The organism is Streptomyces sp. NBC_00390 (assembly GCF_036057275.1).
Lineage (GTDB): Bacteria > Actinomycetota > Actinomycetes > Streptomycetales > Streptomycetaceae > Streptomyces.
Window position 1 is genome coordinate 2,012,958 of sequence record NZ_CP107945.1, and the last position, 16,334, is coordinate 2,029,291.

Annotated in this window: 12 protein-coding genes; 5 read left to right on the plus strand and 7 right to left on the minus strand. The window is 70.5% G+C overall.

The features are described from left to right. The first annotated feature begins 19 nt into the window (after nt 1-19). Nucleotides 20-565 (plus strand): hypothetical protein, encoded by a 546-nt coding sequence (locus OHS70_RS08370; RefSeq protein WP_328395258.1) that lies wholly within the window; start codon nt 20-22, stop codon nt 563-565. A gap of 83 nt (nt 566-648) precedes the next feature. Here OHS70_RS08370 and OHS70_RS08375 read toward each other — a convergent pair whose 3' ends face one another. Further along, nucleotides 649-1,122, minus strand: a complete 474-nt coding sequence (locus tag OHS70_RS08375; RefSeq protein ID WP_328395260.1) for an ATP-binding protein — start codon at nt 1,120-1,122, stop codon at nt 649-651. 145 nt (nt 1,123-1,267) lie between these two features. On the opposite strand from OHS70_RS08375, the gene OHS70_RS08380 reads away from it, so the two are divergent. Continuing rightward, nucleotides 1,268-2,125, plus strand: a complete 858-nt coding sequence (locus OHS70_RS08380; RefSeq protein ID WP_443062737.1) for a helix-turn-helix domain-containing protein — start codon at nt 1,268-1,270, stop codon at nt 2,123-2,125. Then, nucleotides 2,122-2,307: a DUF397 domain-containing protein gene (locus tag OHS70_RS08385; RefSeq protein WP_328395262.1), complete on the plus strand. Its 186-nt coding sequence runs from the start codon at nt 2,122-2,124 to the stop codon at nt 2,305-2,307. Before OHS70_RS08380 ends, OHS70_RS08385 begins: the two co-directional genes overlap by 4 nt. A gap of 78 nt (nt 2,308-2,385) precedes the next feature. Here the strand turns inward: OHS70_RS08385 and OHS70_RS08390 are convergent, their stop codons facing one another. From OHS70_RS08390 to OHS70_RS08405, 4 genes are all read right to left on the minus strand, one after another. Further along, entirely contained in the window at nt 2,386-3,525 is a 1,140-nt protein-coding gene (locus tag OHS70_RS08390; protein ID WP_328395264.1) for a glycine amidinotransferase, read from the minus strand. Nucleotides 3,526-3,557: 32 nt separating this feature from the next. Then, nucleotides 3,558-3,770, minus strand: a complete 213-nt coding sequence (locus OHS70_RS08395) for an MbtH family protein (protein WP_328395266.1) — start codon at nt 3,768-3,770, stop codon at nt 3,558-3,560. A gap of 92 nt (nt 3,771-3,862) precedes the next feature. After that, the gene (locus tag OHS70_RS08400) at nt 3,863-10,510 is read right to left on the minus strand and encodes a non-ribosomal peptide synthetase (protein ID WP_328395268.1); all 6,648 of its coding nucleotides are present in this window, start codon (nt 10,508-10,510) and stop codon (nt 3,863-3,865) included. A 247-nt stretch (nt 10,511-10,757) separates the two neighbouring features. After that, complete coding sequence (locus OHS70_RS08405) at nt 10,758-11,546, minus strand: thioesterase II family protein (protein WP_328395270.1); 789 nt, start codon at nt 11,544-11,546, stop codon at nt 10,758-10,760. 209 nt (nt 11,547-11,755) lie between these two features. On the opposite strand from OHS70_RS08405, the gene OHS70_RS08410 reads away from it, so the two are divergent. Both OHS70_RS08410 and OHS70_RS08415 read left to right on the plus strand, forming a co-directional pair. Next, a complete protein-coding gene (locus tag OHS70_RS08410) occupies nt 11,756-12,772 on the plus strand; it encodes a diiron oxygenase (protein ID WP_328395272.1) in 1,017 nt (338 codons plus the stop codon). Nucleotides 12,773-12,820: 48 nt separating this feature from the next. Next, a complete protein-coding gene (locus OHS70_RS08415) occupies nt 12,821-12,961 on the plus strand; it encodes a hypothetical protein (protein ID WP_328395274.1) in 141 nt (46 codons plus the stop codon). 164 nt (nt 12,962-13,125) lie between these two features. Here the strand turns inward: OHS70_RS08415 and OHS70_RS08420 are convergent, their stop codons facing one another. Further along, on the minus strand, nt 13,126-14,355 hold the full coding sequence (locus OHS70_RS08420) for an outer membrane protein assembly factor BamB family protein (protein ID WP_328395276.1): 1,230 nt from the start codon (nt 14,353-14,355) through the stop codon (nt 13,126-13,128). A gap of 315 nt (nt 14,356-14,670) precedes the next feature. Continuing rightward, nucleotides 14,671-16,302: an AMP-binding protein gene (locus tag OHS70_RS08425; protein WP_328395278.1), complete on the minus strand. Its 1,632-nt coding sequence runs from the start codon at nt 16,300-16,302 to the stop codon at nt 14,671-14,673. Nucleotides 16,303-16,334 lie beyond the last annotated feature (32 nt).

Sequence of the window (16,334 nt, forward strand, 5' to 3'; positions counted from 1 at the left end):
GGAGACGGGGAGACTCTGGATGACCGACGTCGCCACGGCCGACTGGTGGGAGCTGCTGCCTGCCGGTATCCGCGAACAGGTCGACGGGTACGTCCTCCAGGACGCCCGCATGCAGGCCATCCGCATCGTCTACGAGACCGGCCGCGCCCACGGTCTGGGGCTCATCGACGCCCAACTTGTCGTCTACGACCGTTACCTCCACCACGGCGACAGGATCGCCCGCACCCCCGACTGCCCACTCGACCTGGAGTCCTTGGCCGCCCGTGCTGCCGGCGCCCCCGGCCGCGTCGTGGCGATCGAGGCAGTCTGGGACGGCGACACGGTCCACGACTGGTTCGTGGACCTGCTGGCCGTCACCGCCGACCCCGCCGACGAGCACCGGCTGGCCACCATCTACCGGGACGCGGCCGTGCGGCACCTCGGAGACGAGGATCGCGGCACGCTGCACCCGTCTGCGGCAGCCGCCGACAGGGCGGGCAGAGCCCTGGCCACCCATCTCTCGGTCCCCTTCCACTTCGCCGGCCCGGACACCCCTGACGACCAGGCCCCCCGTTGGCGGCCTTGAGCAACGAAACGGGGCCGTCTCCTGTGGGCCTGCATGCCGCGCCATTGCTTGAGGCGCGGGCGCATAGCCCGACGTTGTCCCCGCTACGGGCGCCGTGGCAGATCGAGTTCGGCTCGGACGGTCTTGCCGACGGGTACGCGGTCGAGCACACACCACCGGTCGGCCAGTGCCTCCACCAGGAGCAGACCTCGACCGGAGGTCTCCCCGGGAGCGGGCGGGGACAGACGGCCCGGAGCGGGGGGTTGCTTCTCGCCACGGGTGTCGGAGACCTCGATCCTGAGGACCGCGCCGGGAACGCGGGTCAGCGTGAGCTCGAAGTCCCGGCCGGGCACGCGGCCGTGCGTCACGGCGTTGGCAGCCAACTCCGCGACCAGCAGAGCCGCAGTGCCGGAGAGGTCGCTGCCCTGCGGGACGCCCCAGCGGTCGAGCTGATGGACGGCGAGGTGGCGGGCGAGGCGGGCGCCGCGCGGGGTGGAGCTGAAGCGCTGGGTGAACACACATACGGTGACGGGCGATTGGCCGACGTCGGAGGTTGTCGGTGTGGCGGGGGTCGTCATGACGGCCAATCTGGCCTGGAAATATGCCAGTTCACCAGCACCGAAACCCGTACGCTGCGTCAGCGTACGGGTGCGAAGGGTGGACGGTACGCGTAACGAAGCGTGACGATGGGTGGGTTACGTACCGTACGTGGAGGTGGCCGGCATGATGGCGGGCGAGATGGGCGCGGCGGAGGGTACGGGCGGCGGCGGGGCGGAACCGGAAAGCTCGGACAGCTTGAAGGCGTTCGGGGAGGTCGTCAAGGCGTTCAGAAAGCGGGCGCGGCTGACGCAGGAGCAGTTCGCGCCCCGGGTTCGGTACTCGGTGCCGACGGTCGCATCGATCGAACAGGGGCGCAGGTTTCCTCCGGCGGACTTCGTGGACCGGGCGGAGGAGGTACTGGACGCGTTCGGCACACTGCGGGGTGCGGCACGGCATCTGTCACGCCGGCCGGGGCTGGCGAGCTGGTTCCGGCAGTGGGCACAGCTGGAGGCGGAAGCGGTCAACCTCTACACGTACGAGTGCCGGTTGGTGCCGGGGCTGTTGCAGACGGAGGCGTACGCGCGGACGCTGTTCTCCGAGCGCCTCCCGCCACTGGGGGACGATCAGATCGAGGCCCGGCTGGCGGCACGGACGGACCGGCAGCGGCTTTTGCGGGACCGGCCCAACACGGCGTACAGCTTCATCGTCGAGGAGCACGTGCTCACGCGTGAGACAGGTGGGAAGGCTGCCCAGGCAGAGCTCTTGGACCACCTCCTCGGACTTGCGGAACTGAGGAACATCGAAGTGCAGGTCATGCCGCATGCGCGCGGCAGCCACGCGGGCATCGACGGCCCCATGAGGCTGTTGGAGACGCCCGACAACAAGTGGTACGGCTACTGCGAAGGTCAGGAGAGCGGCCAGTTCATCTCCGACCCGAAAGTGGTCAGCATGCTCCAAATGCGGTATGCCAGGATGCGGTCACAGGCTCTCTCCTTGGAAGACTCCCTGAGCCTGTTGCGGCGGATGCGAGGAGCAGCATGAGCACCACAGAACTGGCCTGGTTCAAGAGCAGCTACAGCGGCAGCTCTGGCGATGACTGCATCGAGGTGGCGACGACCCCCGAGACGATCCACGTCCGGGACTCCAAGGTCGAGCGGGGCCCTCAGCTCGCACTCTCCCCCACTTCTTGGACGAACTTCGTCTCGTACGCCGCCCAGGTCTGACCTCCGACGTCACAGGAGCGCCCCGTGCCGGTTCGAGCCTGGCTCCGGGGCGCTCCTCGCGCGCATCGCTGAGGTGTGTCAGAACACGGGCTGGTACGTGAGGGTCGGGAAGTAGTCCTCCCGCGTGCCCTCGCGTCGCACGTCCCAGGTGGCGCAGTGGAGAGAGCCCCCGTACTCGAACACGTTGCGGAACGGGACGGTGAAGACCTCGAAGTCGAGCTTGGTGAGCAGGTCCTGGAGGGGCTTCTCCTGCTCCTCGCAGATGACCTTGGTCGGCGAGATGCTCAGCACGTTCATCGAGAGCCACTTGGAGGACTGGCAGTACAGCGGCATCTCGTCATTGCCCAGGACGGGCTGCGGGACGTCGATCAGCTCCCAGTCGTTGGCGAGGAACATCTTCTCCTCACCTTCGCGCAGCGGGCGGTCCGGGTTGGTGAGGATCAGGCCGGGACGCACCGGCACGAAGGTGCAGTCGATGTGCGAGGGGAAGAAGTCCAGCGGGAAGTGCACCGTGTGGACACGGAATCCGCGCGGTTCCAGATGCCGCTTCAGCCACTGGATGCCCGCACGGTTGGTGGTCATCGACTCCTGGACCAGGATGTCGCGGCCCAGCCGGCTCATGTCGGCGGCGTCGAAGATCACTTCGTCCTGGTTGATGCAGAACTCGAAGGAATGCATCTGCGCGTGCCGCTGCTCCAGCGGCCACTCCCAGAACTCCTCGCGGTACATGCCGTCGGTCATCGACGGCTTGGGCGCGGTCGTCCACCCGACGCGGGGGTCGGCGTTCCAGTACTCGTACACCAGCTTGCGGTAGGGCTGGTACTCGAAGTACCGGGCCCGGCGCGACATGGTGGCCTCGATGATCTCGTTGCCCATGGTGATCATCACGTCGCGCGGGCAGACGGCGCAGTACTGGTTCTCGACCTCGAAGCCGGGGGTTTGGACCGGGGTGGAGAAGTCGTGCGGTTCGGGGCGGCGCACCGTGACCCCCTGGGACTCCAGCAGGGCCGCGAGGCCCGCGAGTTCCTCGTTGGCCAGATCGATGACCTTCTTGGACTTCGGACCGGTCGGGAACGACGTGCCGGGGGCGTTGCGTATCGAGGGCCGGCTGCCCGGCTCGGTCGGCTCGAAGCAGGCGTTGTCGGCGGAGCCGACCACCATCTCTTGGAGCGGGTCCCACTCGTTCCAGGAATTGACGACCACAGGGCTGGTCTGCATGTGCGGGGTCACCTGTCTGTGAGGATGAGGGGTTATGCGGCGTCGGTCGAGTCGGCCAGGCTTGCGGGACGCATGTCGGTCCAGTTCGTCTCGATGTAGTCGAGGCAGCTCTGCCGGTCGGTCTCGGCCACGATGACGTCCCAGCCGCGCGGCACCAGGACGAACGCCGGCCACAGGCAGTGCTGACGCTCCTCGTTGACGAGCACGTGGAATGTGCCGTCCTCGTTCTCGAAGGGGTTGGTCATGGCTCCATCTCTTCCTGTCTAGGGACCGGGTGTCCGCCGGCTGTCGGGTCGGAGCAGGTTCGGTGCGGCTTCGGTGCACGGGCCGGTGTCGTTCAGCCGAGTGCGGCGTCGAGGGCCCGTGCGGTACGGCAGCGGAAGACGGTCGCGACATCGACGGTCCGCCCCAGTTCCGCCTCGATCCGGCCCGCCAGACGCAGGGCCGTCAGCGAGTCGCAGCCGAGGCCGAACACGTCCTCGTCCGCCCCGACACGGTCGAGTCCCAGCACCTCGGCCATCAGTTCGCTCAGCCGGTGCTGCGCGGCCCCCACGGCCGGTGTCGGTACGCGGGTCAGGAAGCGCTCGGTCGGGACCGTCAGGGCCCCCGGAAGCTCCACCAGGAACTCCCGCAGGTGCGCGGCGATCTGCTGCGCGGACTCGGCGTCGAAGAGGTCGGGGCGGTGGCTGACTTCGAGGTGCAGCTGCCGGCCGGGCGCGGCCATCAGCTTCAGCGGGTAGTGGTACGCGTCGTGTCCGGCGACTCCCACCAGGTGCAGGCCGTCGTCGGGAGCGCCCGGGAGTTCCTCGGCGGTCGGATAGTTCTCGACGACGACGCAGCTGTCGAACAGCGTGCCCACTCCCGCCGCCCGCTGGACGTCGGCCAGGGCGAGGTAGTGGTACGGGAGGAGTGCGGCATGCTCGCCCTGCACCCGTTGGAGCAGGGCGGCCACCGGCTCGGCCGCCTCGAAGCGCACCCGCACCGGCACGGTGTTGATGAACAGCCCCACCATTTCCTCGACGCCCGGGAGTTCGGCCTCTCTGCCGGAGACCGTGGCGCCGAAGGTGATGTCCCGCTGCCCGCTGCGACGGTGCAGGCACAGCGCCCATGCCACCCGGAGCAGCGTGTTGAGCGTGACACCGTGCCGGCGGGAGACATCGAGCAGCGCGGAGGTGTCCGGTTCGGAGAGCTCGACGACGATGCGTTCGGGAAGGGCACGTATCCGCGCGATGTCCTGGTCCGGGCAGACCAGGGTGGGCTCCTTCAGGCCGGCCAGAGCGTCGCTCCAGGCCAGGCGCGCCTCGTCGCGGTCCTGTGCGGCAAGCCACCGCAGATGGTCGGGGTAGTGACCGGGATCCGGCAGACCGCTCTCGTCGCCGCCCTGGTCGAAGAGCGCGAGCAGGTCGCGCAGGAGCAGCGAGGTGGTCCAGCCGTCCACGATGAGGTGGTGCATGCTCAGCACCAGTTTCTGGCGGTCCTCGGCCAGCGTGATGAGGGTGCAGCGCATCAGCGGCGGCCGTGCCGGGTCGAAGCGCCGACGCCGGTCGGCGTCGAGCAGTGTCTCCAGCCGCGCGGCTTGTTCCTGCGGGTCGAGACCGGTCAGGTCGTGGGCGTGCCAGCCCATCCGGACCTGCTCCGGGATGACCTGCACGGGCTCCCCCGACCGCCGCTGCACAAATCCCGCGCGCAGCATCGGATGGCGCCGCAGCAGGGCGTCGCAGGCCTCACGGAAGCGCTCGGCGTCGAGCTGACCCTGCACCTCGAGGGCGATCTGCACGTTGTAGACGTCGAGGTCACGGCTGTCGTACCGGGCGTGGAAGAGCAGCCCCTCCTGCATCGGCGTCAGCGGCAGGACCTGTGCGACCGGTGTGCCTGCCCGCTCGCCGAGGCGGGTGAGCTCGTCCTCGTCGACCTCCCCGGCCTCCTGCTGGAGGCCGGGGGCCTGCCGCCGGACGAGCGCCGCCGCGCTCGTCCCGTGGGCCACGAGTGTGCGCAGTGCCGCGAACCAGAGCTCGGCCAGGTCGCCGATCTCCTCCTCGGACAACAGGCGGCGGGCCCAATGCCAGTGGGCGACCAGCTGCGGGCCTGCCGGGCCCTCGTCGACCGCGGCGTTCAGCTCGATGACGTGCGCCATCGGCATCCGCGGGTCGGCCCCGACGGGCAGCGCGTCGGACTCGGGTGCCACGCTCCAGTCGCCTTCTTCCGCATCGGCGTTCCTGCCGAGGTAGTTGAAGCCGATCTGCGGGTCCGGGTAGGCCGACAGCTCTGCGGCGGTGTCCGGGTTCAGATGGCGCAGCAGGCCGAAGCCGATACCGCGCCGGGGGATCCTCCGGACCTGGGCGGTGACCCGGCGCAGGGCGTCGCCGAGGCGCGGGTCCGCCGGATCGCCGTCCGCGGCCCAGTCCACGGGCCCGGGGTCGATCCGCACCGGATACAGCGTGGTGAGCCAGCCGACGGTGCCCGACAGGTCGACGTCCTCGGCGATCTGCTCGCGGCCGTGCCCCTCGACGTCGATCAGCACGGCGGTGCCGCGGCCGGCCTCGGCGCGCCGCCAGGCGGCGACGGCGAGCGCCAGGCCGGTGAGCAGTACTTCGTCGGTGCGGGTGCCGAAGGTGGCCGGCACCGTGGTGAGCAGCGCGGCGGTCAGGTCCGCGGGGAGCGTGAGGCGCAGTTCACCGGCCGTCGCGAAGATGTCGTTCGACGGCGAGAGCCGGGCTTCGGTGACGGTGACACCGCCCGTGTCCAGGACCCGGTGCCAGAAGGGGAGTTCCCCCAGCACGGCGGGGGTTCTCGCCTCGGCGTGCAGCCTCTCGCTCCACTCCCGCAGCGGGAGCGGTACGGGGGCCGGCAGCAGCGGGGCGGCACCGGGCGCGGCGCTGTGCCAGGCCGAGTACAGATCGGTCAGCAGGATGTGCCAGGAGACGGCGTCGACGGCCAGGTGGTGAACGGTGACGAGCAGCCGCCCCTGCCCGCCCTCGCCCGCGTCGAACCAGGTGACCCGCAGCATCACGCCGTCGCGCGGCGCGAGCGCGTCGGCGTCCTCGCCGGCGCATGCGGAGATCGTGCGGCGGACGGAGCCGGAGGGGAGGCCGGACACGTCGACGCGCCGAACCGCGTCCTGCGGCGCGCCCGGGTCCACCGGGTCCACGGCGAGGGAGCCGTTGTCCTGGAGGCGTGCGTGCAGCGACTGGTGACGCTCCACGACGGCCCGTACGGCGACGGCCAGCCGATCGGTGCCGAGGCCGGGCGGCACGCGGAGCAGGGTCGACTGGTGGAACGCGTCGGCCGTGCCGCCGCGCTCCCGGAGCCACTGCATGATCGGCGTGGCGGGGACGACGACGGAGGCCTGTTCCCGGGCGCGGGAGTCGTCGGCCCGGGCCGTTTCCGGCGTGCTCCGCTGCTCGAGGGACGAGGCGAGAGCGGTGGCCGTGCGATGCGTGAAGACCAGCTTCGGAGTGAGCCGCAGACCCGCCTCACGCGCCCGCGCCACCAACTGGATCACCGTGATCGAATCACCACCCAGCGCGAAGAAGTCATCTCCCGCCCCGACACCCTCGACACCCAGCACCTGCCCGAACAGCCCGGCGAGAACAGCCTCCACGCCCCCCGCCGCGCCGGAGGTGACCGCCTGCTCGCGGGCGGTGGGGGGAGCCGGCCGCTGCTGCTGGGCCGTTTCCGGCGTGCTCCGCTGCTCGAGGGACGAGGCGAGAGCGGTGGCCGTGCGATGCGTGAAGACCAGCTTCGGAGTGAGCCGCAGACCCGCCTCACGCGCCCGCGCCACCAACTGGATCACCGTGATCGAATCACCACCCAGCGCGAAGAAGTCATCTCCCGCCCCGACACCCTCGACACCCAGCACCTGCCCGAACAGCCCGGCGAGAACAGCCTCCACGCCCCCCGCCGCGCCGGCGCTCTGCCGGGCGGCGTCCACGGCGCGCTCCTCCTGCCACCGCGCTGCCGCTTCCGCCGAGCCCGCCGGGTCCGCCGGGTCCGTGGCGGGCAGGGCGGGGAGCGCGGCACGGTCGACCTTGCCGTTGGGGGTCAGCGGCAGGGTGGGCAGCGTGACGAACCCGGAGGGGACCATGTACGGGGGCAGCACGGACGCCACGCGCTCCCCCAGGGTGGCGAGTTCGGCCTCCTTGCCGGCCGCCGCCACGATGTACGCCACCAGACGCGGCACTCCTCGCCGGTCCGCCCGCACCGCCGCGGCGGCCTGCGCGACCGCGGGGTCGGCCCCGACCACGGTCTCGATCTCGCCCAGCTCGATCCGGAACCCACGGACCTTGACCTGGTCGTCGGCCCGGCCCCCGTAGACCATGGTGCCGTCGGGCTGCCACCAGGCGATGTCGCCGGTGCGGTACATCCGGGCACCCGGCGTGCCGAAGGGGTCGGCGACGAAGCGGGTCGCCGAGAGTCCCGGCCGCCCGACATAGCCACGGGCGAGTACGTCACCGCCGACGTACAGCTCGCCCGGGACGCCTGCGGGGACCGGGCGCAGGCAGCCGTCCAGGACATAGACCCGGGCGCCGGGGACGGGCCGGCCGATCGGCACCGCGCCCTGCGGCGAGGGGTGCCCGGGCTCCAGGCGGTACTCCATGCAGCCCACGGTCGCCTCTGTGGGGCCGTACTCGTTCACGACCGTCACGCCCGGATGGCGAGCCCGCCACTCGGCCAGCGCCTCTCCGGTCAACTGCTCGCCACCCAGGACGAGTTCGCTCGTGGGCGAGTACCACGCGTCGGACGCGACCAGTACGGGCAGGTGGCTGGGCGTGGCCTTGACGAACGCGGGCGCGCGTCCCGCCCCGGCCGGGGCGTCGAAGTCGTCCAGGTCGACGAGGCGTACCAGACCGCCCGACGTCAGCGGCCCGAAAATCCCGGTGACGGTGAGGTCGAAGGAGAGCGGGGAGTGCACCAGGGCCTGTTCGGCGAGGCCCGGGTAGGCCGCGCGGGCGAAGGCGAGGTAGTTGTCGACCGTGCGGTGCTCCACCGCGACGCCCTTGGGGCGGCCGGTCGAGCCCGAGGTGTAGATGACATAGGCAGCGTCGGCGAGCCGTACCGGCGCACCGCGCTCGGCGTCGTCCACCGCGTGCTCCGGCAGCGCTGCCAGCTCGGCCTGGACGGCCGGATCGCCGATCGCGACCACCGACGGGTGTCCGGCGAGCGCCGGATGGCCGGTGTCGGAGCAGATGACGGCGGCCGGGGCGGCGTCGGCCATCATGAACGAGATGCGTTCCGGCGGGTACCCGAGGTCGACCGGCAGATACGCGGCCCCTGCCTTCAGAGTTCCCAGCAAGGCCACGATCAGGTCGGTACTGCGCGGCAGCGCCACGGCGACGAAGTCACCCGGCCGCACACCTCGCTTCAGCAGAAGGCGTGCCGTCCGGTTGGCGGCCTCGTCGAGCCGGCGGTAGCTGAGGGTGCGCTCGGCATCGGTCACGGCCGGCGCGTCGGGGGTCTCGCGTGCCTGGGACTCGAACCGCTGGGCCGGCGTCGCCGACGGGCGTTCGGAGACGGGGTCCGCCTGCGCCCCGGGATGGCGGCCCCACCGCTCCAGCACCTGGTCCCGCTCCTCGCCGGTCAGCAGAGGGATGTGCGCGACGGGGGTCGCGGGGGCCTCGACGAAGGTGTCGAGCAGCAACCGCAGGCGGATGCGGACCAGTTCCAGGCGCGTGGTGTCGAACAGGTCCTTGTGGTAGCTGAGCTGGAGACGCAGCCGGGATCCGGGAACGGCGACGACGCTCAGCGGATAGTGGGTGGAGCCGGTGGCCTCCTGCCGGCCGGCCGTGTCCGGGTCCATGTCCGTGACCGTGTCCATGACCAGCGGGTCCTCGGTGAGCGGAGCGATCCGCAGACCTGGCACGCAGTCCTGTACGGATTCCCAGCCGAAGGGCGCGTCCCCGAAGTTGGTCGAGGTGTCGAAGAGCGTGTCCAGCCCGGTCAGGCGACGCACCTCGGTCAGCCCGAGGTGCTGGTGCGGACTGAGCGCCAGCTGCTCGTCCTGGATCCGGGCGAACAGGGCGGCCATCGACTCCGCAGGGTCGAGCCGTACCCGCACCGGGACCGTGTTCATCAGCAGGCCGACCACGGAGCCGGCGCCGGGCAGCTGCGGCGGGCGGCCGTGCACCGTCTGGCCGAACACCACGTCCTCCCGTCCGGTCAGCACCGAGAGCAGCAGCGACCAGATGCCCTGCACCACCGTGTTGAGGGTGAGACCGTATTTCCGGGCGGTCGCCGTCAGGGCCTCGGTCGTGTCCGGCGGGAGTGTCACATACGTCATGCCGGGCATCGTCCCGGCGCCGCCGGCGGGGGCTCCGGGAGCGACGAGCGTCGGCTCCTCCAAGCCCTGGAGCGCCTCCCGCCAGGCCTGTTCGGCGGCGGGGCGGTCCTGCCGGGAGAGCCACCGAAGGAAGTCGGAGAAGTGCGCGGCCGGGGCGAGTTCGACACCGCTGCCCGCACCGGGGATGTCCCCGCCCACCTCGCGGCCGTACAGCGTGAACAGATCCTCCAGCACCAGGGGCAAGGACCAGCCGTCCAGCAGGATGTGATGGTAGGTCAGGACGAACGCGTACTGGCTCTCCGCAAGCCGGATCAGTGCGAAGCGCATGAGCGGGGGTGCCGCCATGTCGAAGCGGCGCAGCCGCTCCTCCTCGAGGAAGGCCAGCAGCTTCTTCCGGCGTACGCTCTCGGGATCCGCGGAGAGGTCGAGCTCCGTCCACGGCATCTTCACGGTGCGCCGGACCAGTTGCACCGACTGTCCGTTCGCGCGCTGGCGGAAGCCGGCCCGAAGGACACTGTGACGCGCGAGCGTGGCAACGCAGGCCGCCCGCAGTGCCGGTGCCGAGACGTCGCCGAACAGCTCGAAGGCGGCCTGGATGGTGTAGACGTCCGCGGCCTCGGAGTCGTACAGCGCGTGGAAGAACATGCCCTCCTGCAACGGCGTGAGGGGCAGCGCGGACTCGATGGGCGACTGTGTCACTTCGTTCACTGTCAGGTCATCCCCGGGAGCAGTCAGCGGCGCGCGGGAGCGGCGGCTGGTCATTGGGAGGTGTGGTGACCGGTTTCGGCCACTTCAGTGATGATTTCGTCCGGCCGCCCACGCGGGCCAGGCAGCCGACCGGCAGTTTCCCTGCCCTCAGGCGGTGCTGTGGCCGGGCCGTGTTGCCGGTGCGCGGATCAGCTCCGGCCCCTGCCCGGTGGCATCGCTGCCCCGCCTCCGGCGACCGCCCGGCCGGTCATCGAAGCGCCGCCGTGACGGCGCCGAGCGCGGCCGGAGCACCGGTGAAGAGGTAGTCGTGCCCGCCGGGAAGGACCTGCAGGGTGAACCCGGCCGAGGCGCACTCGCGCCAGCACTCCAACTGCGCCCCGTCCACCAGCGGATCCTCGGCGCCGCCGAGGACGTGCAGAGGGCAGTCGACCGGGGCCGGTCCGGGGCTGCGGTACTGCTCGGCGAGCGAGAGGTCGTAGCGGACCGTACGCACGGCGTACCGCAAGTAGGCGGGATACTGCCGCAGTTCGGGGGGAAATCCGCCGAACCCCTCCAGCCAGTCGAGCAGCCCCTGGTCGTCCCGGTCCGTGATCCGCTTGCGCACCGGGGTGTGCGGCGCCCGGCAGGCGGAGACGAGCAGGGCGCGGGGCGGGGCCATGCCACGCCGGCCGATGCGCAGAGCGATCTCGTAGCCGAGGAGAGCGCCGAAGCTGTGGCCGAAGAGTGCGTACGGCAGGTCGAACTCGTCCGCGATGCCGTCGATCACGGCATCGGCCAGTTCTTCGAGGGTGTCCGGCAGGGGCTCCGCACCACGCACACCACGGCCGGGCAGCTCCACCGTCGCGAGTTCGATGCCCTCCGGCGGAGTGAGCCGCCAGGGGGCGAACGACCGCGCGCTGCCGCCCGCCTGCGGCAGGCAGATCAACCGCAGGCGAGGGCTGGGCGCGGTCACCCGGCCGACGATCCACGGACTGTCCACACCACGCGTCGGAGTGTTCGCGAGGGGGGAGGGTCGTGCGGCGGCATGGGTTCGCATCCCGCTCCTTTCGTCGGCCGGCGTTCGTCCGGGGCGGTGGCCCGCGCGGCTCATCGTGGATCGGAGGCGGCGAGGGGACCAGGCACGGGGACCGGCAACCGGGCTGCCGCCGAGTTGCCCCGCACCTGCCTGGAGCGTGGTCTCCTCGCGCGCCAAGGATGGTGACCGAAAGTCATGCCTGCTTCTGCGCCCGAGGGGATCGCCTTCCGATGACCGCTGTTCCTGACGAGGCAGTCGATGCGACGTTCTTCACCCTGGATGCCGTCACGGCCGACCTGATGGAGGTCGACGCGATCTTCCGGGCCTGCCTGAACTGGAACTACGGGAAACGTGACAGCCGGGTGTGGAGCCTCTACGAGAAGAACAAAGCTTCGCAGTGGAACGCCACCACCGACATCGACTGGGACCACGACGTCCAGTTCGGGGCCGAACTGTCGGAGGAGAACGGCGCGCGGCTCGCGTCCTTCGTCGTGGGCGAGGGCAGCCCGGTGCCGCGCGAACTGCTCACCCAGTTCCGCTGGGAGTACCAGGCCTGGATGTGCAGCCAGTTCCTGCACGGTGAGCAGGGCGCGCTGGTGACCACGGCCCGACTGGTCGAGACCGTCCCCGACATGGAGGCCAAGACCTACGCCGCCTCCCAGGTCGCGGACGAGGCGCGCCATGTGGAGGCCTTCGCGCGCTACGTCGACGAGAAGCTGGGCACCGTCTACCCGATCAATCCCGGGCTCCGGACGCTTCTGCACGATCTGCTGTCGGAGTCCAGATGGGACATCGTGTACCTGGGCATGCAGGTGGTCGTCGAGGGTTTGGCGATCACCGGGCTGAGGCTGGCGAGCAGCGGCTTCGGCGACCCCGTGATCCGGCAGATCACCAGGATGGTCGCGAGCGACGAGGCCCGGCACATCGCCTTCGGCGTCACCTCGCTCACCGGCATGTACCAGCAGGTGACCTCGGCCGAGCGGCGGGAGCGCGAGGACTTCCTGCTGGAGTCGATCCGGCTGATGTCACGCCGCTTCATGCTCCGCGAGGTCTGGGAGCGGATGGAACTGGACGTGGCCACGGGGCTGCACTTCGCCCGCACGAACCCGATGATGGCCACTTACCGGCAGATGCTTTTCCAGCAGGTGATCCATGTGCTGCGGCAGTTGGACATGTTGTCGGACAAGGTGAAGGAACTGCTGCTCGCGGAGAATCTGGTGCGCCCGGGGACCATGTCCGTGGGATGAGGGTGGTGTCCGCGCCCCGTAGCCGTGCGGGCAGCCGTGGAACGGCGGATGCTCCAGCTGAGGCACTTTCCCCATGTCGCCATTGACGGTGACGTCTGGGAGACCCTGCTGTGGGCGACCGGACGCACCGCCCTGCCCGATCGCCCACAACTCACCGAGTGGCGCTGGTACGGCACGCAGGGCGCGTGAGTGCCGACCGATCACGAACAGCCGGCCGCCGCGCTGGAACCCGCGTCACCGGTCCGCAGCCCTGACTGCCGAGGCCTCGGTGAACGCACCCTGCGCTTCAGCGAGGCCCGGGTGTCGACGATGCATGGGTCGGCCCCGTAGGTGAGCGCACGTGACCCTGGTACTCAGCCAGTGGCCGGATAGGCGACCATGTCACGGTCCATTCCGGCGTACTCGTCGACCAGAAACAGATGCGGGCCGTCGAAGGTCGTGCGGTCCTTCCCCGTCTTGGCATCGAGGACGACGTAGTCGGGGGCGGCATTGGCATAGATGGCACCGTGCCAAGCGGCCTGAATTGTCGGCATCTTACGAGAAGTGTCGTCCTCGGAGATGGTCCACAGCACCTTGCGGCTGCTGGTGTCCACCCCCTGCACTGTCTCGTCGCCGGCGCACACGACCACCGACTGCTGGTCGTAGTAGCACGTCAGATAGGCGCCGTTGACCCCGGCCACGGCCTCGCCCGTGCGGGCGTCGTGCAACGCGGATTCCGAAGCGAACAAGCCGCCTCCGACGCGATTGACCTCCAAGGACGAGTGGCCCTCATTCTTCCAGCGCACAGTCCCGTCGGCGATTGATCGGCCTGTGAGTGCGAGGTCGCCCTCCTCTGCGTGCCAGCCGCCCAGGGTCCCGAACGTCACCCTGTCGCGAACCTGTGCACCGACAACGGTGCCGCTGTCGACCGCGTGGGCCGCGAAGCCCTCCTGCTTCCACGTCACCTGATGAGTGCCCAGGTCAACGGCGTAGGTGACAGCGCTGTCGCTGTCCTTTGAGTCGTCCGGGTAGGCAAAGACTGCGACGACCGCGGTTCCGTTCTCCGCACCGACGACGGTCGGCTCCATGTCGCTGATGCCCATGCCGGTCGGCGCCGGCAACCGGGTCGTCCAGGACACCTTGCCGCTGTCCGTGTCCACAGCGCGCAGATGGACATCGGTCCGGCCGACGCTTGTGCCCGAGCCCTCCGTGTAATCGGAGAACGCGAAGAGAGCTTCCGTACGCTTGCCCTGCTGCACGAACACCGGGGGGATGTGCCGGTTGTCCTCCGGGACTCCCGCGGTACCGGTGTAGCGGTTCTTCCGGTTGAGGGCGGACGACCAGAGCTTGCGTCCGGTCCTGGTGTCGTAGGCATCGAGGCCCTTGTCGGTCCGCACGTAGGCCTTGACACCCAGCAGTGAGAACCCCCAGGTCTTGACGTCCTCGTCGTGCGCCAGCTTCACGCCTTTGCCGAACTTCAGTGGAGGATCGTACGCCTTCGCACCGACCTCCGGGCCTGCCACCGGACCCTTGCCGCCCGCCCCGGAAGAGCCGCCGGAACACCCTCCGAGGCCGCTCAGAACGACCGCGAGGGTCAGGCACATGACAGTTCGGTACCCGACTCGCACAGAAATCTCTCCCCGTTCATGGTCAACTCCTCCTCACCTTAGCGTTGTTGCCATGGCTGACATCCATGAGCTCTCGAGCGACTCCCCGGCGCACATGCCGCCCGAAGCGAGCAGCGTGGGTGGGGGACGTGCCACTGCACGTACACGCCACCCGGCGCAGGCCGATTCCGCGCGCAACGCCACCACCCGCTGCCGCCGGCACGGGTGCGCCGCCCGCGGATGACGCCGCCGCTCGCGCCGCTGCCCGGCGCGCCGTCCGCGCCGGGCAGGGGTCGTACAGCTCAGTGATGGTCAGTCCGCGGTCAGCGGCCGTGTCGCCTCGGAGAACCAGCCGGCGCACACCGCCTTCCAGATGACCCGGCGCCTGGGCTTTCCGCTCGAGGTCACCGCGATGCCGCCCCTGGGCACCTCGACGGCCAGCAGTTCGGCGTCGCCCAGCCACTCGGACAGCACCTCGTGGGCGATCTCCCGCCAGCCGGGCTGGACTCCCGCGAAGACGGCCACCCCCGTCGGCACGCCGTCGCGGACCCCGAGGAGCACCGCGACGCGGCGTTCGGGAACCCCCCGTTGGTGCATCAGGGTCTCCAGGCTCTCGGCGAACACCATCTTCCCGCTCACCTTGAGTCCGTCACCGAGCCGGCCGATCACGAACAGCTGTCCGTCGCACCGGAACCCCGCGTCACCGGTCCGCAGCCCCTGACCGCCGAGGCTGGTCCCGGAGGCGGAGCCGGTGTCGCCGACGTATCCGCTCGCTATCGACACCCCGCTGACGACGATCTCGCCGACCTGACCGTCCGGCAGCACCTCGCCGTCCTCGGACACGATCGTCACCGTCCTGCCCTCCAGCGGACGGCCGCAGCCGACCACCGCCGTTCCCGCGAGGGACGCGGCGTCGCCGTCGTCCGGCTCCCGCGTCGCCCAGCCTTCGCCGGGCGGCAGCCCGGTCACCGCGAGGGTCGCCTCCGCACTGCCGTACGCGGGGAGCAGGGCACCACGGTCGAGGCCGTGCGGTCCGAGCAGCGCGTGGAAGTCACGCAGCACCTGCGGGTCGACCCGCTCGGCGCCGATGATCACGCACCGGACCGAGTCGAAGCGCAGGCCCTCCAGGTCGGCGGGCCTGACCCGGCGCAGGATGTACGACAGGCCGAAGTTGGGCATGGCCGTCATGGCGACGCCCTGGTCGTTGATGCAGCGCAGATACCTCAGCGGCGAGCGGATGAAGTCGTCCGGCTGCATCATCCATCCGTCGAAGCCGGTGACGACGACGTTCAGGAGGAAGCCGACCAGACCCATGTCGTGGTGGACCGGCAGCCAGCTGATGGCGGGCAGCTCGGGTTTGCAGCCCAGCCAGCGGCGCATCCCGGTGAGGTTGGTCCGCAGAGCGTCGGCCGATATCTCCACCCCGCGCGAGAAGCCGCTCGATCCCGAGGTGAACTGCAGCAGCGCGGTCTCGGGCAGCGGCATCGGCCGCTCCAACGGCCGGGCACCTGCGATGAGTTCGTCGAAGGTCACCGGCTCGTCGAGCCCGGCCTCGGCGGCGATCTTGCGGATCCGTTCCAGGGACTCGTCGTCGCAGACGACGGCCCGGGGGCGGACGGTCCCGAGCAGATGGCCGGCGTGCTTCCCGTACTCGTCGGCCCGCTGGAAGGCGAACGGCGGGGCGATGGAGCACGGTGTCGCGCCGGCGGCCAGCGCGCCGAAGAACCCCGCGGCGAAGCCCGGGCTCGAGCGCTGCACCAGCGCCACCACATCGCCCTGCCCGACACCGCCCGTCCGCAGCGCTGCGGCCGTCCTCAGCACCAGGTCGGCCAGGTCACGATAGGACCAGAAGTCCCAGCCGTCGTCGCGGTTCGCGTAGTACAGGCCACGCTCGGCGGACGCCTCGTCCAGCCAGTCGAGCAGGCCCCGGTCCGGGATTGCCAACGTCCTCGTCCTCTCCGGCATGTCACGGCACG